The organism is Pantoea sp. Lu_F5_004 (genome assembly GCF_051136245.1).
Lineage (GTDB): Bacteria > Pseudomonadota > Gammaproteobacteria > Enterobacterales > Enterobacteriaceae > Pantoea > Pantoea agglomerans.
In genome coordinates this window covers 3,864,159-3,885,220 of the sequence record NZ_CP194946.1, presented here as the reverse complement: position 1 = coordinate 3,885,220, position 21,062 = coordinate 3,864,159, and the positions used below count along the sequence as shown (strand labels likewise).

The following is a 21,062-nucleotide window of genomic DNA, read 5'->3' as shown; positions in this document are numbered from 1 at the left end:
AAGCGATGCGTTCGAGTCTCTCAAATGCTTGCAGCACGCAGCGTTGTAAAACGCCTGTGGGTTGTGAGGTTAAGCGACTAAGCGTACACGGTGGATGCCCAGGCAGTCAGAGGCGATGAAGGACGTGCTAATCTGCGTAAAGCGACGGTAAGGTGATATGAACCGCTACAGCCGTCGATGTCCGAATGGGGAAACCCGGTGCACTCTGTGCATCATTGCAGCATGAATACATAGTGCTGCAAGGCGAACCGGGGGAACTGAAACATCTAAGTACCCCGAGGAAAAGAAATCAACCGAGATTCCCCCAGTAGCGGCGAGCGAACGGGGAGCAGCCCAGAGCCTGAATCAGCTTGTGTGTTAGTGGAAGCGTCTGGAAAGTCGCAGGGTACAGGGTGATACTCCCGTACACAAAAACACACATGCTGTGAGCTCGATGAGTAAGGCGGGACACGTGGTATCCTGTCTGAATATGGGGGGACCATCCTCCAAGGCTAAATACTCCTGACTGACCGATAGTGAACCAGTACCGTGAGGGAAAGGCGAAAAGAACCCCGGCGAGGGGAGTGAAACAGAACCTGAAACCGTGTACGTACAAGCAGTGGGAGCCTTCTTTATGGGGGTGACTGCGTACCTTTTGTATAATGGGTCAGCGACTTATATTCTGTAGCAAGGTTAACCGTATAGGGGAGCCGCAGGGAAACCGAGTCTTAACTGGGCGTTAAGTTGCAGGGTATAGACCCGAAACCCGGTGATCTAGCCATGGGCAGGTTGAAGGTTGGGTAACACTAACTGGAGGACCGAACCGACTAATGTTGAAAAATTAGCGGATGACCTGTGGCTGGGGGTGAAAGGCCAATCAAACCGGGAGATAGCTGGTTCTCCCCGAAAGCTATTTAGGTAGCGCCTCGTGAACTCATCTTCGGGGGTAGAGCACTGTTTCGGCTAGGGGGCCATCCCGGCTTACCAACCCGATGCAAACTGCGAATACCGAAGAATGTTATCACGGGAGACACACGGCGGGTGCTAACGTCCGTCGTGAAGAGGGAAACAACCCAGACCGCCAGCTAAGGTCCCAAAGTCATGGTTAAGTGGGAAACGATGTGGGAAGGCACAGACAGCCAGGATGTTGGCTTAGAAGCAGCCATCATTTAAAGAAAGCGTAATAGCTCACTGGTCGAGTCGGCCTGCGCGGAAGATGTAACGGGGCTAAACCATGCACCGAAGCTGCGGCAGCGACGCTTATGCGTTGTTGGGTAGGGGAGCGTTCTGTAAGCCGTCGAAGGTGTGCTGTGAGGCATGCTGGAGGTATCAGAAGTGCGAATGCTGACATAAGTAACGATAAAGCGGGTGAAAAGCCCGCTCGCCGGAAGACCAAGGGTTCCTGTTCAACGTTAATCGGAGCAGGGTGAGTCGACCCCTAAGGCGAGGCCGAAAGGCGTAGTCGATGGGAAACAGGTTAATATTCCTGTACTCGGTGTTACTGCGAAGGGGGGACGGAGAAGGCTATATCAGCCGGGCGACGGTTGTCCCGGTTTAAGCGTGTAGGCGGAGTGTCCAGGTAAATCCGGACGCTTGTTAACGCTGAGGCGTGACGACGAGGCACTACGGTGCTGAAGTGATAAATGCCCAGCTTCCAGGAAAAGCCTCTAAGCATCAGGTAACACAGAATCGTACCCCAAACCGACACAGGTGGTCAGGTAGAGAATACCAAGGCGCTTGAGAGAACTCGGGTGAAGGAACTAGGCAAAATGGTGCCGTAACTTCGGGAGAAGGCACGCTGGCGCGTAGGTGGAGGGACTTGCTCCCCGAGCCGAAGCCAGTCGAAGATACCAGCTGGCTGCAACTGTTTATTAAAAACACAGCACTGTGCAAACACGAAAGTGGACGTATACGGTGTGACGCCTGCCCGGTGCCGGAAGGTTAATTGATGGGGTTATCCGTAAGGAGAAGCTCTTGATCGAAGCCCCGGTAAACGGCGGCCGTAACTATAACGGTCCTAAGGTAGCGAAATTCCTTGTCGGGTAAGTTCCGACCTGCACGAATGGCGTAATGATGGCCAGGCTGTCTCCACCCGAGACTCAGTGAAATTGAACTCGCTGTGAAGATGCAGTGTACCCGCGGCAAGACGGAAAGACCCCGTGAACCTTTACTACAGCTTGACACTGAACATTGAGCCTTGATGTGTAGGATAGGTGGGAGGCTTTGAAGCGCGGACGCCAGTTCGCGTGGAGCCAACCTTGAAATACCACCCTTTAATGTTTGATGTTCTAACGTAGGCCCGTTACCCGGGCTGCGGACAGTGTCTGGTGGGTAGTTTGACTGGGGCGGTCTCCTCCTAAAGAGTAACGGAGGAGCACGAAGGTCAGCTAATCACGGTCGGACATCGTGAGGTTAGTGCAATGGCATAAGCTGGCTTGACTGCGAGAGTGACGGCTCGAGCAGGTGCGAAAGCAGGTCATAGTGATCCGGTGGTTCTGAATGGAAGGGCCATCGCTCAACGGATAAAAGGTACTCCGGGGATAACAGGCTGATACCGCCCAAGAGTTCATATCGACGGCGGTGTTTGGCACCTCGATGTCGGCTCATCACATCCTGGGGCTGAAGTAGGTCCCAAGGGTACGGCTGTTCGCCGTTTAAAGTGGTACGCGAGCTGGGTTTAGAACGTCGTGAGACAGTTCGGTCCCTATCTGCCGTGGGCGCTGGAGAATTGAGGGGGGTTGCTCCTAGTACGAGAGGACCGGAGTGAACGCACCACTGGTGTTCGGGTTGTCATGCCAATGGCATTGCCCGGTAGCTAAGTGCGGAAAAGATAAGTGCTGAAAGCATCTAAGCACGAAACTTGCCCCGAGATGAGTTCTCCCTGACTCCTTGAGAGTCCTGAAGGGACGTTGAAGACTACGACGTTGATAGGCCGGGTGTGTAAGCGCAGCGATGCGTTGAGCTAACCGGTACTAATGACCCGTGAGGCTTAACCTTACAACGCCAGAGGCGTTTTTGAGAGACACAATTTTCAGCCTGAACCGGATATATCTGCGCGGCCTTACGGGCGGCGCGGAGACAGAATTTGCCTGGCGGCTTTAGCGCGGTGGTCCCACCTGACCCCATGCCGAACTCAGAAGTGAAACGCCGTAGCGCCGATGGTAGTGTGGGGTCTCCCCATGCGAGAGTAGGGAACTGCCAGGCATTAAACAAGTGAAGAAGCCCCGCACAGTAGTGCGGGGCTTTTTTACGTCCGCGCTTTGCCACGTTAAGCTGAAACATTTTCATTTTCTGCATCAAACCTCGACATCTTACAACGAACAGGCTAATGTTGGGCATCTGGATGTCTAAACGTTTATATGGTTGTAAGAGGTGAGCAGGTTATGCCAATCAGGGTTCCCGACGAATTACCGGCAGTGAATTTTTTGCGTGACGAAAATGTCTTTGTGATGACATCGTCGCGCGCCAGTGTTCAGGAGATCCGCCCGCTTAAAGTGCTCATACTGAATCTGATGCCGAAAAAGATCGAAACGGAGAATCAGTTTCTGCGTCTGCTTTCCAACTCGCCCTTACAGATCGATATTCAGCTGCTGCGCATCGACAGCCGTGAGTCACGCAATACACCCACTGAGCACCTCAACAACTTCTACTGCAATTTTGAAGATATCCAGCATGATAACTACGATGGCTTAATCGTGACAGGTGCGCCACTCGGGCTGGTTGATTTTAATGATGTCGCTTACTGGCCACAGATTCAGCGCGTTCTGCACTGGGCAAATGAGCATGTCACCTCAACCCTGTTTGTCTGTTGGGCGGTGCAGGCTGCGCTTAACATTCTGTATGGTATTCCCAAGCAAACCCGGCATAACAAACTGTCTGGCGTCTATGAGCATCAGATACTGCATCCCCATGCGTTACTGACCCGCGGTTTTGATGATAATTTCCTCGCACCGCACTCACGCTATGCTGATTTTCCCACTCATTTGATTACGGATTACACCGATCTTGAGCTGTTTGCTGAATCGGAACAAACCGGTGCCTATCTGATGGCGAGTAAAGACAAACGTCTGGTGTTCGTTACCGGCCACCCGGAATATGATGCCCTGACGTTGTCTGGTGAGTATCATCGCGATTATGAAGCGGGAGTGAATCCGGAAGTCCCTTATAACTATTTCCCGCAGGATAATCCGGCCTTGCCACCCCGCGCCACCTGGCGCAGTCACGGCAATCTGCTGTTCTCGAACTGGCTCAACTACTACGTTTACCAGATCACGCCGTTCGATCTGCGTCACATGAACCCAACGCTGGAATAGTCCCGTCTGAAGATCAACTGAACCGTGTTAGCCGATGGCAACACGGTTTTTTTTCGCCTGCAAAAAGTCAAATGAAAGCAATTCCTTTAATGGATTAAAGTTTTATTACAGATAAAACATGAGGATAGATTTATCTTTCCATTAAAATGGAAATAGTTTTTGATTTAAAAAAATAAATGCTTATGCTCTGATCCTGTAGCTTACAAAATAAACACCGTGTGGATCCGCTGCTTTCGATCCTTTAAATACAGGAGAACGCCAGCATGACAGACTCAGTGATCAGCCATACCCTGATTTTCAGCCAGCCCTTTAGCCATGCCGAACAGCAGCTGTTAACGCCCGAGGCTGTTTCTTTTTTAGAGACTCTGGTCGCACGCTTTGCACCGCAACGCGAAGTGCTGTTATCGGCTCGCCAGCAGCGTCAGCAGCAATATGACCAGGGCTATCTGCCAGAATTCGATATGGAAACGGCTTCCATAAGAGCCAGTGAATGGCGTATTCAATCTATTCCGGCAGATTTAGAAGATCGTCGGGTCGAGATCACCGGCCCACCCGATCGGAAAATGGTAATTAACGCCCTGAACTCAAATGTTAAAGTCTTTATGGCCGACTTTGAAGATTCGCTGTCTCCGGAGTGGTCGAAGTTGATTGAAGGGCAGCTGACACTGCGCGAAGCAGTAAAGGGCACCCTGAGTTATACCAGCGACAAAGGCAAAATTTATCAGCTCGGCGCTACCCCTGCCGTGCTGATGTGCCGGGTGCGCGGTCTGCATCTGTCAGAAAAACATGTCAGCTGGCAGGGGAAGGCAATTCCGGCCGGGCTGTTTGATTTCGCGCTCTATTTCTTCCACAACGTCCGGCCATTACTGGCCAAAGGCAGCGGTCCTTATTTCTATCTGCCGAAAACCGAGAGCTGGCAGGAGATCGCCTGGTGGCGTGAGATCTTCAGTTTCAGCGAGGATCAGTTCGATCTGCCGCATGGCACGATCAAAGCCACTGTCCTGATCGAAACCTTACCCGCCGTGTTTCAGATGAATGAGATCCTGTGGAATCTGCGCGATCACATTGTTGGCCTCAACTGTGGCCGCTGGGATTACATCTTCAGCTATATCAAATCCCTGAAACAGCATGCGGATCGCGTGCTGCCGGATCGCCAGTCCGTCACCATGTCTCAGCCATTCCTGGACGCTTATTCGCGACTGCTGATTAAAACCTGTCATCGCCGGGGCGCTTTTGCGATGGGCGGGATGTCAGCGCTCATCCCCGCTAAAGATCCTACGCGCAATGCCTGGGTACTGCAGCGCGTGACGGAAGATAAGCAGCGGGAGGCAGGTAACGGGCATGATGGCACCTGGATTGCTCATCCTGGTCTGGCAGAGACCGCGATGGCGGTCTTCAACACCGCGCTGGGCGACCGGCCAAACCAGCTGCAGGTCATGCGGGAAGAGGATGCGCCGATCACGGCGGAGCAACTGCTGGCGCCCTGTCAGGGTGAGCGCACCGAAGCCGGTATGCGCGCCAACATCCGTGTTGCGCTGCAATATCTGGAAGCGTGGATCAGCGGTAACGGCTGTGTCCCGATTGACGGACTGATGGAGGATGCCGCCACCGCTGAGATCGCACGCACCTCAATCTGGCAATGGATTCGTCATCAGCAAATGCTGAACAACGGTCAGCAGGTCACAGCTGAACTGTTTCTGCGCTGGCTGAACGAAGAGCTGCATCTGCTGCAAAACGCGCTGGGCGAAGCCCACTTCAGCGCCGGTCGCTATGACGACGCGGCGCAGCTGATGGCTCAGATCACCACCGAGCGCGAGCTGGTTTCCTTTCTTACCCTGCCAGGCTATCGCCTGATCCCCTGAACAGAGGAGCTATTGCCATGACACGTACTCAACAGATCGATCAACTGGAACAACTCTGGCAGACCGCACGCTGGCAGGGCATTAGCCGCCCTTACAGCGCAGCAGAAGTCGTCAATCTGCGCGGCTCGGTCCTGCCCGCCTGTACGCTGGCAGAGCGCGGTGCGGAGAAATTATGGGCGTTGCTGAATGGCGAGGCGAAGAAAGGGTATATCAATAGCCTGGGTGCGCTGAGCGGCGGGCAGGCACTGCAGCAGGCCAAAGCGGGCATCGAAGCGATCTACCTTTCTGGCTGGCAGGTGGCTGCGGATGCCAACGTGGCGGGGCAGATGTATCCCGATCAGTCGCTCTACCCGGTGAACTCGGTGCCGGAGGTGGTGACGCGCATTAATCAGACTTTTCAGCGCGCCGATCAGATTCAGTGGTCCAGCGGCATTGAAGCGGGGGACAGCCGGCATACCGATTTCTTCCTGCCAATTGTGGCCGATGCTGAAGCTGGTTTTGGCGGCGTGCTGAATGCGTATGAGCTGATGAAGGCGATGATTCAGGCGGGCGCGGCGGCGGTCCACTTCGAAGATCAGCTGGCGGCGGTAAAAAAATGCGGTCACATGGGCGGCAAAGTTCTGGTACCGACTCAGGAAGCCATTCAGAAACTGGTGGCGGCACGGCTGGCTGCCGATGTGATGGGCGTGCCAACCGTGCTGCTGGCACGCACCGATGCCGACGCCGCTGACCTGATTACCTCAGACTGCGATGAATACGATCGGCCCTTTATCCAGGGCGACCGGACGGCAGAGGGCTTCTTTCGCACCCACGCCGGCATTGAACAGGCGATCAGTCGCGGGCTGGCCTATGCACCTTATGCAGACATCCTGTGGTGTGAAACCTCAACGCCGGATCTGGCGATGGCGCAGCGCTTTGCCGACGCCATTCATGCGCGTTTCCCCGGCAAGCTGCTGGCCTACAACTGTTCACCGTCGTTCAACTGGAAGAAGAACCTCGACGATCGCACCATCGCGAAGTTTCAGCAGGCGCTCAGCGATATGGGCTATCGCTTCCAGTTCATCACGCTGGCGGGCATCCACAGCATGTGGTTCAACATGTTCGATCTGGCCCACGCCTACGCCCAGGGCGAAGGGATGCGTCACTATGTTGAAAAGGTTCAGCAGCCTGAGTTCGCTGCCCGCGATCGCGGTTACAGTTTCTCATCGCATCAGCAGGAGGTGGGCACCGGCTATTTTGATCAGGTGACCAATATCATTCAGGGCGGTAAGTCCTCGGTCACCGCGCTCACCGGTTCGACCGAAGAGCATCAGTTCTGACCCTTTTTCTCTGACTGATTCCCCGTCCGCAAACCGCGGGCGGGCGTTTACCGGAGCTGATTATGCCGCCACGCGAATCATTGATCGCCCACACTATCCTGCAGGGTTTTGATGCACAGTATGGTCGCTTTCTCGACATCACTGCTGGCGCGCAGCAGCGGTTTGAGCAGGCGGAATGGCAGGCGGTGCAGCATGCCATGAAGGCCCGCATTCATCTCTATGATCATCACGTCAGCCTGGTTGCCGATCAATTGCGGGTGCTGAACGGTGCGGCCAGCTGGGATGAGATGTTCTGGCTGCGGGTTAAGGACCACTATCAAAGCCTGCTGCCCGGCTATCCACGGCATGAAATTGCCGAAAGCTTCTTTAATTCTGTCTACTGCCGGTTACATGGACATGCCGATCTGCAGCCGGACCGGCTGTTTATCTTCAGCTCTCAATCCCTGACCGCACCGGTCACACCTTTGCGCCCGTTATCGCGCCGTTATCAGCCGGAGCGGGGCTGGCTGGCACTGGTGGATCAGGTGTTGAGCGATTTACCGCTGACGTTGCCGTGGCAGCAGCGCGCTCGCGATGTCGGCTGGATTGTCCGCCACCTGCAGTCGCATTTTCCCCGGTTGAACCAGGGCTGGCTCGAGGTCAACAGTGAACTCTTCTATCGTAACAAAACCGCCTGGCTGGTGGCGCGCCTGCATCTGCCGGAAGGCATCTTGCCCTGTCTGCTGCCGATCCAGCGCAGTGAAACGGGCGAACTGTGGATCGACACCTGTCTGACCGATGTGAATGACGCCAGCATTGTCTTTGGTTTTGCCCGCGCCTATTTCATGGTTTATGCGCCGGTGCCTGCGGCGCTGGTCGCCTGGCTGCAACCGATTCTGCCTGGCAAAACCCTGGCGGAGCGCTATATGGCGATTGGCTGCCAGAAGCACGGTAAAACCGAGAGCTATCGCGAATATCTTCAGGCGCTGGCAGAGAATGAGACGGCCTTTGAGATCGCACCCGGCGTGCGCGGCATGGTGATGCTGGTCTTCACGCTGCCGGGCTTTGACTGGGTGTTCAAGGTCATCAGGGATCGCTTCGCGCCGCAAAAAGAGGTGACGGAAGCACAGGTCCGCGCCTGTTATCAGCAGGTCAAAGAGCACGATCGCGTGGGACGTATGGCGGATACGCAGGAGTTCGAACAGTTTGCGCTGCCGCTGTCGCGCATCTCACCGGCGCTGCTGGCAGAACTCCATGCCTGCGTGGCTGAGAAGCTGCATATCGAAGGCGATCGCCTGATTATTCGTCACCTGTGGCTGGAGCGTCGTATGCAGCCGCTCAATCTCTACCTGGCCCAGGCGAATGCCGCAGAGCGACGTCACGCGATTGAGGAGTATGGCAATGCCATCCGACAGCTGGCGGCGGCCAATATCTTTCCCGGAGACATGCTGTTTAAAAACTTCGGCATCACCCGCCATGGCCGGGTGATTTTTTACGATTACGATGAGATTCGCCCGATGCAGGAGCTGCACTTCCGGGAGGTGCCCGCGGCGCGCTATGAGGAGGATGAACTCAGCGCCGAGCCCTGGTACAGCGTCGGGCCGGACGATGTCTTCCCGGAAACCTTCCGCTATGCGTTATGCAGTGAAGCCGCTACCGGCGCATTGCTGCTGCAACTGCATCCGGAGATATTCGACGCCCGCTGGTGGCGCGCGCAGCAGCAGCGCATTGCCCAGGGCCATGTGGAAGAGGTGATCGCCTGGCGGCAGACGCAGCGTTTCAGCGTCTGCTACGGCGCAGATAAAGTTAACGACCGCTGTACGCCAGCGTAACCTGGCGCGCTTCGCGGATGACCAGTGCACCTAATTCAGTAATCCGATCGTCTGTCATGCGGGCGATGGGGCCGGAGATGGAGAGCGCGGCAAACGCCTCGCCATGTTCGTCATAGATCGGCGCGGCGACACAGCGTAGTCCAAGCGCATGCTCTTCATCATCAAACGAGAAGCCCGCTTTGCGCACCAGCGCCAGATTCTCTTTCAGACTCTGCGGTGACATCAGGGTTTTCGGCGTGTAGTAATGCAATCCTTTCTGATGCAGCAGGGCGGTGACCTGCTCATCGCCCAGATGGGCCAGAAACGCTTTGCCTGCGCCAGACGCATGCATCGGCAGCTTGCCGCCAATCGGCGCAGACATTCGCATCAGCTGGGTACACTGCACCTGATCAATGATCACCGCCTGGTGATCGCTGAGATCCAGCACCGCCAGATTCACCGTTTCACCGGACTGCTCCATCAGGCTACGCAGCACCGGGTGTACCAGCGCCAGCAGGTTACGGCTCTGCAGGAAACTGCTGCCGACCACGAAGGCGTGTGCGCCGATCGTCCACAGCCCGAGATCGCCCACCTGCCGGACAAAACCCTGCTGCTGCATGGTGCTGAGCAGGCGATGCGTGGTGGAGTTAGGCAAACCCGCCTGCTGAGCCAGCTCGGTCAGCGCTACGCTGCCATGTGAGTCAGCAATCAGCTCCAGCAGCGTCAGGCCGCGGGTCAGCGATTGCACCTGACCGCCCGCGGGTGCGGCGACAGGGGTGCCACGGGGTTTCTTGCCGCGCTTAACAGGAACCGGCGTTGCCATCATTGTTTCTCCTTTTACATTGTGGAAATCATTTTCGTTTTAATCACGCGCATTGCAAACGCTGGTTTTCTGGTCAGACCTGTATAGCCGTGACCTGAAAATCTCTCATTCGAGGTTACTTTGTCGCCTGACCAGCTTGTGCCAGAATGAAAAACGGGCTTTTCCGCCAGCAGACTGACGTGAATGGGGCAACAGTGAGCAATAAAATCGACGCGTTAAAACAGCAGCTCGCACAACGCATTATGGTGCTGGATGGTGGTATGGGCACCATGATCCAGAGCTATAAGCTGGAAGAAGAGGATTATCGCGGCAGCCGTTTTGCTGACTGGCCTTGCGATCTCAAAGGCAACAACGATCTGCTGGTGCTGAGTAAACCAGCGGTGATCCGCGAGATCCACGACGCATATCTGGCGGCGGGTGCGGATATCCTCGAAACCAACACCTTTAACGCCACGTCGATTGCGATGGCGGATTACCAGATGGAAAGTTTATCGGCGGAGATCAATTTTGAAGCGGCCCGCCTGGCGCGAGCCTGCGCCGATGCGTGGACGGCGAAAACGCCGGATCGTCCGCGCTATGTTGCGGGTGTGCTCGGCCCGACCAACCGCACCTGCTCGATCTCACCCGACGTCAACGATCCTGCCTACCGTAACGTTACTTTTAATCAGCTGGTGGAGGCGTACCGCGAATCGACCCGCGCGCTGGTGGAGGGCGGTTCCGACATCATCATGATTGAAACGGTGTTCGATACGCTGAATGCCAAAGCAGCCGTCTATGCGGTGCAGACCGAGATGGAAGCGCTGGGCGTTGCGCTGCCGCTGATGATCTCCGGCACTATCACCGACGCCTCCGGCCGAACGCTCTCCGGCCAGACCACCGAAGCTTTTTACAACTCGCTGCGTCACGCCGAACCGCTCTCTTTTGGCCTGAACTGCGCGCTGGGACCCGACGAGCTTCGTCAGTATGTGGCGGAACTGTCGCGCATCGCTGAAGGCTATGTGACCGCCCATCCCAACGCCGGCCTGCCCAATGCCTTTGGCGAATATGATCTGGATGCGGAAGTGATGGCGCAGCAGATTGGTGAATGGGCCACCGCCGGATTCCTGAACATTATCGGCGGCTGCTGTGGCACCACACCGCAACATATCGCTGCCATGGTGGCGGCGGTTGAAGGCGTCGCACCGCGTCAGTTGCCGACGATCCCGGTGGCCTGTCGTCTCTCCGGTCTGGAGCCGCTTAACATCACCGCAGAGTCACTGTTTGTTAACGTCGGTGAGCGCACCAACGTCACCGGCTCGGCAAAATTTAAACGGCTGATCAAAGAAGAGAAGTATAACGAAGCGCTGGAAGTGGCGCTGCAGCAGGTGCAGAGCGGCGCGCAGATCATCGACATCAACATGGATGAAGGCATGCTCGACGCCGAGGCGGCGATGGTGCGCTTTCTGAATCTGATTGCTGGCGAACCGGATATCGCCCGCGTGCCGATCATGATCGACTCCTCAAAATGGGAGGTGATTGAGAAAGGGTTGCAGTGCATTCAGGGCAAAGGGATCGTGAACTCAATTTCGATGAAAGAGGGTGAAGCGGCCTTTATTCATCATGCCCGTCAGGTCCGGCGTTACGGCGCGGCGATGGTGGTCATGGCGTTTGACGAAGTGGGGCAGGCGGATACCCGCGCCCGAAAAATTGAGATCTGCCGCCGTGCTTACCGGATCCTCACCGAACAGGTCGGTTTCCCGCCGGAAGATATTATCTTCGACCCCAACATCTTTGCGGTCGCCACCGGCATCGATGAACATAACAACTACGCCATGGATTTCATTGGTGCCTGCGAAGATATCAAGCGCGAGCTGCCCCATGCGATGATCTCCGGCGGCGTCTCCAACGTATCGTTTTCATTCCGTGGCAACGATCCGGTGCGTGAAGCGATACATGCCGTCTTTCTCTATTACGCCATCCGTAAAGGCATGGATATGGGCATCGTCAACGCAGGCCAACTGGCGATTTATGATGATTTGCCAGCAGAACTGCGCGAGGCGGTAGAGGATGTGATTCTTAACCGGCGGGATGATGGCACCGAGCGGCTGCTGGCGCTGGCGGAGAAATACCGTGGCGGCAAAAGCGATGGCGCGCAGGAAAAACAGCTCGCGGAATGGCGCAGCTGGGACGTGGTGAAACGGCTGGAGTATTCGCTGGTCAAGGGGATCACCGAGTTTATCGAGCAGGATACCGAAGAGGCGCGCCAGCAGGTACCACGGCCGATAGAGGTGATTGAAGGCCCGCTGATGTCCGGCATGAACGTGGTCGGTGACCTGTTCGGTGAGGGCAAGATGTTCCTGCCGCAGGTGGTGAAATCGGCGCGCGTGATGAAGCAGGCGGTGGCGTATCTGGAGCCCTTTATCGAAGCCAGTAAAGAGGCGGGGCGCAGCAACGGTAAAATCGTGCTGGCCACGGTCAAAGGCGACGTGCACGACATCGGCAAAAACATTGTCGGCGTGGTGCTGCAGTGTAATAACTACGAAATCATTGACCTTGGCGTGATGGTGCCGGGCGAAAAAATTCTTAAAACGGCGCGCGAAGTGAATGCGGACATCATCGGCTTATCAGGCCTGATTACGCCGTCGCTGGATGAGATGGTCAACATGGCGAAAGAGATGGAGCGTCAGGGCTTTACCTTACCGCTGCTGATTGGCGGCGCGACCACCTCGAAGGCGCATACCGCTGTCAAAATTGAGCAGCATTACAGCGGCCCGACGGTCTACGTGCAGAACGCCTCACGCACCGTTGGCGTGGTGTCGTCGCTGCTTTCCGCTACCTTAAAAGAGGATTTCGTCGCCCGAACCCGCAAAGAGTACGAGACCGTGCGCATTCAGCATGCACGCAAAAAGCCGCGCACGCCGCCGGTCTCGCTGCAGGCGGCGCGCGATAACGCCACCTCAATTGACTGGGAGAGTTACACGCCACCCGTGCCGCATCGTTCCGGGGTCAGCCAGGTGGAGGCCACCATTGAAACGCTGCGCAACTACATCGACTGGACGCCGTTCTTTATGACCTGGTCGCTGGCGGGCAAATATCCCCGCATCATGGAGGATGAGGTGGTGGGTGAAGAGGCGCAGCGTCTGTTTGCCGATGCCAATGCGATGCTCGACAGATTAAGCCAGCAGTCGCTGCTGAAGCCACGTGGCGTAGTTGGTATTTTTCCGGCTAACCGGGTCGGCGATGATATTCATCTCTACAGTGATGAGCGGCGTGATGAGATTTTGTGTGTGAGTCATCACTTACGCCAGCAGACCGAAAAAACCGACTTCGCCAACTACTGTCTGGCGGATTTTGTGGCCCCGAAATCGAGCGGTAAAGCGGACTATCTCGGGGCCTTTGCGGTGACCGGCGGGCTGGAAGAGGATGCGCTTGCGGAGGCGTACGATCGTCAGCATGACGACTACAACAAGATCATGGTGAAAGCGCTGGCTGACCGTCTGGCGGAAGCCTTTGCCGAATACCTGCACGAGCGGGTACGTAAGGTGATCTGGGGCTTCGCGCCTAACGAAAATCTCAGTAATGAAGAGCTGATTCGGGAAAATTATCAGGGGATACGTCCGGCGCCAGGCTATCCGGCCTGCCCGGAGCACACTGAGAAAGCCGCTATCTGGCGTCTGCTGGCGGTGGAAGAACAGACCGGCATGAAGCTCACCGAATCCTTTGCCATGTGGCCGGGCGCGTCAGTCTCTGGCTGGTACTTCAGCCATCCTGACAGCCGCTATTTCGCCGTGGCGCAGATCCAGCGTGACCAGGTGGAAGATTATGCGGCACGCAAAGGGATGTCGGTCACAGAAGTTGAGCGCTGGCTGGCGCCGAATCTCGGCTACGACGCGGACTAAGTAAAAAAGCGGCCTGAGGGCCGCTTCAGACTGCTGACAAATCCAGCTCCGGTTAAATCTGGCAGCAATTAAGAAACTCAGCGCGCAGGGAACCCGGTCAGAGGAGGAAAGCGTCCCGCGCCAGGGACGGCGCGGGCCGAGCGGCCAGGGATGGCATTAGCGCCTTTCCGATCTGACCGGGTTCCCTGAGCAGGCGCGATCTCATTGCTATGCTTTGCTTCAGGCGTATGCTCCCTGAGCCTGCTTTCTGTTAACCGCATGAAACGGCCCTGAGGCCGCCATCTGCTTAGTTAAAGCGCGCGTCGCGATCGGACGTCAGATCATACAGCTGGTACTTGCGACCCAGCATCTGACCGCCATCACGCGTCAGCGGCACCCAGTTCACCTGCGCGCGACCGCGCGTTGGCGTCACGGTGAACAGATCCATTGGGATAGAGATATAGAAGCCTTTGGTGAAGTCGCCTTCGCCATACTCTTCAGACGAGACGTTGGTTTTGGTGGCATAGACACCCACCATCACGCCGCTGTCGAAGCGCTTCGACACATCGACCGTCACGCCTTTATCTTTTGCCAGATACTGACCGACGCTGGTTTTCACCAGCACATCCTGCATGAACCATGGACGCCAGTAACCCGTCAGGTTGCCGGTTGAGGCTTTATAGCGATTGAACTGCATCATGTTGTCCCAGTCACGCTGACGGACATAGTTGGCATCGACGCCCACCGCCCAGTTCGCATCGACCGGACGATAGAGCAGCTCGCCGCCCACGCCGCCGTACATCGTCTCCAGGTACCCGCCGTAAACCTGACCATAGAAGCCGTTACCGAGGTGGCCCATATAGTTTGCCTGCAGATCGTTGACGTAGACGTTGTTCTCAACGTAGTCGCGGATATGGGTACGCACGCGCGGCAGCGAAGAATCCGCCGGTGCGCCGTTGTAGTTGAACTTGTCGTAGTTGTTGGCGAGGTTACCAAACAGACTACCGCCCACCAGCAGGTGATCCGTCAGCCAGTAATCAGCGTTAGCCATTACGCCGACCTGATACATATAGAAGCTTTCCGGGCCGCCCACCGACTGATTCAGCACCGGTGAGAGGCTGTAGTTCAGGCGATCCTGACGGATAAACATACCCTGCTCGGTGCTACCCGGATCGACCGGTTCTTTGCGTGTCTGTTGCAGTGGCTGCTCATGGCCCAGCGGATAGCCTTCCAGATTGTTACGCAGGCTGGCGACCTGCGTCTCAGTCGTCACCTGTGGCATGTTAAAGCGCGACTCGGTGACATTGATGGTGTCGATGCCGTCAGGCAGGTGGTTCATGATGATGCGGTTAGCACGATCCACCCCTTCACGGGTATCGCGATACTTTGTCTGCTCGCCTGACACATAGATCGTGTGACCCTGAGTCTGAATACGCGGACCATCGAGACCGGCATTGTATTTCAGATCGGTCAGCTGAGTGCCCACCACCGTCGGCTCCAGCAACTTAGGTTGCGGCTGCGGATTGTAGGAAGGCTTCTCACTGTCGATGTGCGCCTGACGCAGATCGTTGAAGTTGGTGCGAATGGTGACACCAAACATAAAGGTGTTACCGCGTTCGTAGCTGGCGTTGATGTCAGCCCAGTCGGTCACGCGATAAATCGCGCCGACGTTGAGCTTGCTGCGCTGCTCAAGGCGACCAGCAAAGTCATTCTGGTAGTCGTTGCCCTCATACTCCATTTTAAGGCGCAGCGGCTGCCAGGGCGTCTGATACTCCACGCCGCCAAACAGCGCCGTCGGGCCGTGGAACATCTGCGAGCCGTTGATTGAACCCGCTTCGCCCACCTGCGGACGCTGGCAATAGCTGTCGCTGTATGAGCAGAAGGGGTTCTTCACGGTGCCGCTGTTGCCGAGATAGCCCCAGCCAAGCCCCAGGGTAAAGTCGAACGGTCCCCATGCTTTGGTCGCCACCAGATATTCGCTGTCGAACAGACCGGTACCGCCCAGATCGCGGGTGCCCACCGCCACTTCCGGCAGCCAGAAGCCCTCCTGCCACAGACGGAGTTTCAGGTCGAAGGCTTTATCTTTATAGCTCTGCGTGCCGCTGAATTCTGAGACCGCACTGTACTGACGGGTGCGTACGTCGGTATACCGCACCGTGGTCTCCAGCCAGGGAAAGAGCTGCAGTGACGCGGAGTAGTATCGGTACTGATCGTTGTCGCGCGCGTTGAGGCTGAACTCGCCCTCTTTGGCCATGCGCGCCGTCGGCACCTGCATCAGACCCACGCCGCCGAAATCGGATTGTGAAGGACCCACCGGCTCGGGCCAGGTGTCAGCCTGCGCCTGACAGGCTGCCGCCACAGAAACAGCCAACAGGCTGAAGAGATAACGTTTTTTCATCAGTCTGGTATCCGGTGAGTCAGTACGGAAAGGATGCGTTCATTAAGGTCTTCATAGCTGCCTGGCAGGCTCCATGACGAAAAGCCGAGCCAGATAATGCTGCCTGGCTCCACTTCCGCGTGGCGATGATTCCAGTAGGCAACCGGCACCTGCTGTGTGGTGCCTGAAGGTGCAATCACCGTGACAAAATTGCGTTCTGCCCCGGAGAGTGCGTCATGACCATCCAGATAGTCGCGTACTGATTTACCCGGCTGCCAGCTCACTTTGCCTGCGCCGCTCAGCGCGCCGAGCAGCAGCACAGAATCGGAGGGGGCCTGCAGATAGAGGTCATAGCTGCCTTCCAGCCGACGGTTGTCAGCCGGATGCAGACGGATCCAGTCCGGGTCGAGCGACGTGAACTGGCGACCTGCCACTTTGATGGCGTTCAGCTGGCGGATCACCTCATCAATGGCCGCCGCCCGATCGCCGCTGCTGTCGGCACGCCAGGCACGTAACGCGCCCAGCGTCTGTTGATAGTGCTGCTGTGCTACTGCACTGGCGCCGCGCTCGGCAATAAAGGTCGCGCGCCAGTCAGTGTTGACCTGCAGTGGAGGCAGAGCCACCAGCTGGGACAGATCCGCGACCTGGCTCAGCTCAGCCTGACCGCCGTTGTGCGGTGCATGAACGATAACCTGCGCGGTTGCCTGCGCTTCTGCGGCGCTGAACAGGCTCAGCCCGGCCAGCAAAAAAGTGATTTTTTTCATGATTTCGCCGGCTTCAGAATAGTGATATCTACAGGGAAGGCGTCTGCCGCCAGCATCTGATGGGCCTGCACCACATCGCCGCTGCTGTTATCGATCCAGAAGGTGTTTTCCCACTCGCGGTTACTGCTGTCGATGCTCACCTGCTCATGCCAGACGCGGCACGGAATGCGGTTGCCCGCCACGGTCAGGACTTCGTCGGTGCCGCGCTGGAAGGTTGAACGCACAGTCGCGCCGCGAACCTTGCCCTGTTCGGTCCACTGCACGATGCGGGTCCAGCCTGCGCCGTTGCTGATATGCAGGCTGTCAGCGAGCGGATCCTGTTGCAGATTGCTGACGCTCAGCAGGTTATCCGGCAAGCCCAGGGTTTTAACCAGGCGGCCATGCTGTGTCGCCAGCATCGCCTGATCCTGTGTCACCCATTTCTGCTGACCTTTCTCGTTGTAGCCGAGCACCACAAAAATGCGCGGACCTTCATTCAGGCGAGCATAGAGACTGGCATAGGGAAGATTGTTGACCTGTTGATCGGTAACGGTCACGTCGTCCGGACCGTTAACCGCAAGCAGCAGCGTCTGTTCAAGACCTTTTTGCGTTTGTGTACAGGCCTGCAGCAGCAGGCAAGCGAGCAGCAGAGGAAGTTGGCGCACTGTGTGTCCCTGATAAGTCATGCCAAAGTAAAAAATAACCACACAGGCGTGTGGTTATGTTTAAAGGTGCTCTGCCCGTCCCGTTCCGGCTGCAGAAATACAGGTTACGTGGCTCAGCGTCATCACTCACCGAAGTCAGTGGTTCAGCCTCTGCCCGTTTGCTGCAGATCAGCAATCAGACGGGGGTCGGGCATCCATCAACGAGTGGTGCTCGTCGTGGTCGTGGTTGTTGTACCGGTATTTGCACCGTCACCACCGCCAGAAGCGGCAATGCCGAGCCCGACCAGCGCGCCAAGTGCACCGATACCCACAGCGGTCGACGTGCCAGCAGAGATTGCTCCCGCCTGCGCGCCAGCTGCAGTACCAGCTTCTTCCGGCGCAGCAAATGCGCTGGAAGAGACGGCAACGAAGATCAAGGCTGCACCGGCAACCATAGTTTTTTTCATAACAGCGTTTCCTGCATTGAGTGAATGAAGGATCTCTGTCCGCTGAGGTTGCAACACAGTCAGACTGCGGCAAAATCGACGGACAGTCCCATTGCGGGCGCGTTCAGTATAGGGCAACAAAATACCAGAGTTCAGCACCGGAAAAACCAGGGTGAATAGCGGGGTGGACGCGTGATTTAATTAGCTGGATTGGGGATAACTACTTTTTATATCGGAATATTTCGGGCTGATGCCAGATATTTCGCTGCTGGCGAATCAATTGCAAAGCGTAATGTTCTTTTTTATTAATATCTGGTACGGAATAAGAATAATCAGAATTTACTGAGGATTGCTGAAGCTGAATATGATTATGAATCAATGGCTAACAATAGAGATCGTCCCGTTTCAGGTCCATTTTATACTTTAGATCGGTCCGTTCAGTGTATCGATGTTCAGAATTATCTTAGGGGATTTTAAGACTTTTCCCTGACAATCCATCCTCCCCGACGATATAAACAGCCCATTCAGATGTAAAAACAGACAAAAAAAGGGCGGCAAAGTTGCCGCCCGATGAAATTAACGCTGATTAACGCCAGGATTTATAGCGGTTAATTAAGGCATTAGTGGAGCTGTCGTGAGTGGTAATTTCGTCCTCGTTTTCCAGTTCCGGCAGAATACGGTTCGCCAGCTGCTTACCTAATTCCACACCCCACTGATCGAAGGTGAAGATATTCAGGATGGCACCCTGAGTGAAGATTTTGTGCTCATACAGGGCAATCAGTGCACCCAGGCTGTAGGGAGTAATCTCACGCAGCAGGATGGAGTTAGTCGGGCGGTTACCTTCAAACACCTTGAACGGCACGATATGGGCCACAGACTCTGCGGATTTACCGGCATCGGTAAACTCTTTCTCTACGACGTCGCGTGACTTACCAAACGCCAGCGCTTCAGTCTGGGCAAAGAAGTTAGAGAGCAGCTTCGGATGGTGATCCGCGAGTGCGTTATGGGTAATGGCCGGGGCAATAAAGTCACACGGAACCAGCTTGGTACCCTGATGGATCAGCTGATAAAACGCGTGCTGACCGTTGGTGCCAGGTTCGCCCCAGATGATTGGGCCAGTCTGGTAGTCTACCGGATGACCGGCACGATCCACATACTTGCCGTTTGACTCCATATTCCCCTGCTGGAAATAGGCGGCAAAGCGGTGCATGTACTGGTCGTAAGGCAGAATCGCTTCGGTTTCAGCATCAAAGAAATTGTTGTACCAGATGCCAATCAGCGCCAGCAGCACCGGCAGGTTCTGCTCAGCCGGCGCAGAGGCGAAGTGCTGGTCCATGGCATGTGCGCCGCTCAGCAGCTGCTCGAAGTTATCGAAGCCAATCGAGAGAATAATCGACAGGCCGATCGCTGACCATAGTGAATAGCGGCCGCCAACCCAGTCCCAGAATTCAAACATGTTGTTGGTGTCGATACCGAATTCGCCCACCGCTTTGGCGTTGGTCGACAGCGCAGCAAAGTGTTTCGCTACGTGTTGCTGGTCGCCCGCCGTTTTCAGGAACCAGTCGCGCGCGCTGTGGGCGTTGGTCATGGTTTCCTGGGTGGTAAAGGTTTTCGATGCCACCAGGAACAGGGTGGTTTCCGGGCTGAGATCTTTCAGCGTTTCGGCGATGTGGGTGCCGTCAACGTTAGAAACAAAATGCATGTTCAGATGGTTTTTGTACGGGCGCAGCGCTTCAGTCACCATAAACGGGCCGAGGTCAGAGCCGCCGATACCGATATTCACCACGTCGGTGATCGCTTTACCGGTATAGCCTTTCCATTCGCCGCTGATGATGCGCTCAGAGAAGCCTTTCATCTTATCCAGCACCGCGTTGACCTCTGGCATCACATCTTTGCCATCCACCAGAATCGGTGTGTTACTCCGGTTACGCAGCGCGACGTGCAGCACCGCACGATCTTCGGTGCGGTTAATCTTCTCACCCGAGAACATAGACTTAATAGCACCGCTCAGGTCGGTCTCTTTGGCCAGCGCCTGTAACTTATCGAGGGTTTCCTGGGTGATGCGGTTTTTAGAGAAATCCACCAGCATCTGATCATCAAAGGTGGCAGAGAATTTGGCAAAACGATCGGCATCCTGGGCGAACAGATCGGCAATTTCTACCGACTTCATCTGCTCAAAATGCTGTTGCAGCGCTTTCCAGGCTGCGGTTTGTGTCGGATTGATATTTTTCATGGCAACACTCTTGTTGATATTAAGAACCGTCATTCCATCGGAGGCACATCATGCCCGTTTAGCGTTTCAGTATGACCACAGTTGTAACTGAAAGGAAAAATTTTGTCAGCGCGCGCCGGACAGGCGATCTGAACGCCGCTGTTTATCGCCAGCATTCACTGGCGCGAACAGCCAGCGGACCGCAGAGGCAACGCGCGGTAAAGTGTGACGCGAAAGTCTGCGCAAAACGTTGTGCCGTATCAGGGATTGCTGCATGGGCTGAACCCATTAAGCACTGTAGCCGCTGCGACGCAGAGTCATTTGTTTTCTGATGCGGCGCTCCGGTCATCGCTGACATTGACAGCAGGTCCAGAAAAGGCTAGATCTATGCGCCTACTTGCGCACCTGTGCGCAAGCCAGAAGAGGCGCGTCGCCCAGGCAGTGTGTTGGAGGAACCGTATCCGGTGAAAACACATGATGGGGAGCGACGCCGAGGTGGGTCAGCATGCGGTGTGCTGCCTGTCGGCTACAGGGGCTGAATCCTCTGGGTTGTCACCAGAAACGTCTGCAGTCGACGTTTCGCAAGGTGGGGCGCTTCTGGGTGACTCGTCTATCCGATCTTGTCCGCCCGTTTCTGCTCTTTCCTTGTGCCTGGCTGAAAGAATGTTTCTCGACCCTTTCATCGGCGAGAACAAGA

General features: G+C 56.0%; 11 protein-coding genes, 2 rRNA genes and 1 riboswitch. Of the genes, 7 read left to right on the top strand and 6 right to left on the bottom strand.

What is annotated here, in order from left to right; genetic code table 11:
• Positions 1-67: 67 nt before the first annotated feature.
• The 6 genes from ACR8BN_RS18000 (at position 68) to aceK (ending at position 9,284) form a co-directional block, all read left to right on the top strand.
• Positions 68-2,976 (top strand): 23S ribosomal RNA (locus ACR8BN_RS18000).
• A gap of 91 nt (positions 2,977-3,067) precedes the next feature.
• Positions 3,068-3,183: ribosomal RNA gene (gene rrf / locus ACR8BN_RS17995) — 5S ribosomal RNA — on the top strand.
• Between the two features lie 179 nt (positions 3,184-3,362).
• Positions 3,363-4,292 (top strand): homoserine O-acetyltransferase MetA, encoded by a 930-nt coding sequence (gene metA, locus ACR8BN_RS17990; RefSeq protein ID WP_031593864.1) that lies wholly within the window; start codon positions 3,363-3,365, stop codon positions 4,290-4,292.
• Positions 4,293-4,555: 263 nt separating this feature from the next.
• Positions 4,556-6,154, top strand: coding sequence for a malate synthase A (gene aceB, locus ACR8BN_RS17985; RefSeq protein WP_434747195.1), 1,599 nt, complete (start codon positions 4,556-4,558; stop codon positions 6,152-6,154).
• Between the two features lie 17 nt (positions 6,155-6,171).
• Positions 6,172-7,473, top strand: a complete 1,302-nt coding sequence (aceA, locus tag ACR8BN_RS17980; RefSeq protein WP_031593866.1) for an isocitrate lyase — start codon at positions 6,172-6,174, stop codon at positions 7,471-7,473.
• Positions 7,474-7,535: 62 nt separating this feature from the next.
• Positions 7,536-9,284, top strand: a complete 1,749-nt coding sequence (aceK, locus tag ACR8BN_RS17975) for a bifunctional isocitrate dehydrogenase kinase/phosphatase (protein WP_010672197.1) — start codon at positions 7,536-7,538, stop codon at positions 9,282-9,284.
• Here the strand turns inward: aceK and iclR are convergent.
• The gene (gene iclR, locus ACR8BN_RS17970; RefSeq protein WP_010252683.1) at positions 9,259-10,086 is read right to left on the bottom strand and encodes a glyoxylate bypass operon transcriptional repressor IclR; all 828 of its coding nucleotides are present in this window, start codon (positions 10,084-10,086) and stop codon (positions 9,259-9,261) included. The two genes, aceK and iclR, sit on opposite strands and share 26 nt — an antisense overlap.
• Before the next feature lie 242 nt (positions 10,087-10,328).
• Between iclR and metH the strand changes: the two genes are divergently transcribed.
• Positions 10,329-13,964, top strand: a complete 3,636-nt coding sequence (gene metH, locus ACR8BN_RS17965) for a methionine synthase (protein WP_434747596.1) — start codon at positions 10,329-10,331, stop codon at positions 13,962-13,964.
• Between the two features lie 286 nt (positions 13,965-14,250).
• Here the strand turns inward: metH and ACR8BN_RS17960 are convergent, their stop codons facing one another.
• The 5 genes from ACR8BN_RS17960 to pgi form a co-directional block, all read right to left on the bottom strand.
• Entirely contained in the window at positions 14,251-16,341 is a 2,091-nt protein-coding gene (locus ACR8BN_RS17960) for a YjbH domain-containing protein (protein WP_033770826.1), read from the bottom strand.
• A complete protein-coding gene (locus ACR8BN_RS17955) occupies positions 16,341-17,084 on the bottom strand; it encodes a capsule biosynthesis GfcC family protein (protein WP_425023365.1) in 744 nt (247 codons plus the stop codon). Before ACR8BN_RS17955 ends, ACR8BN_RS17960 begins: the two co-directional genes overlap by 1 nt.
• Positions 17,081-17,728, bottom strand: coding sequence for a YjbF family lipoprotein (locus tag ACR8BN_RS17950; protein ID WP_031593871.1), 648 nt, complete (start codon positions 17,726-17,728; stop codon positions 17,081-17,083). Before ACR8BN_RS17950 ends, ACR8BN_RS17955 begins: the two co-directional genes overlap by 4 nt.
• Positions 17,729-17,925: 197 nt before the next feature.
• The gene (gene yjbE / locus ACR8BN_RS17945; RefSeq protein ID WP_010252668.1) at positions 17,926-18,174 is read right to left on the bottom strand and encodes an exopolysaccharide production protein YjbE; all 249 of its coding nucleotides are present in this window, start codon (positions 18,172-18,174) and stop codon (positions 17,926-17,928) included.
• Between the two features lie 565 nt (positions 18,175-18,739).
• Positions 18,740-20,386, bottom strand: a complete 1,647-nt coding sequence (gene pgi / locus ACR8BN_RS17940) for a glucose-6-phosphate isomerase (protein WP_275102590.1) — start codon at positions 20,384-20,386, stop codon at positions 18,740-18,742.
• A gap of 391 nt (positions 20,387-20,777) precedes the next feature.
• Positions 20,778-20,970: riboswitch (Lysine riboswitch) on the top strand.
• Positions 20,971-21,062 lie beyond the last annotated feature (92 nt).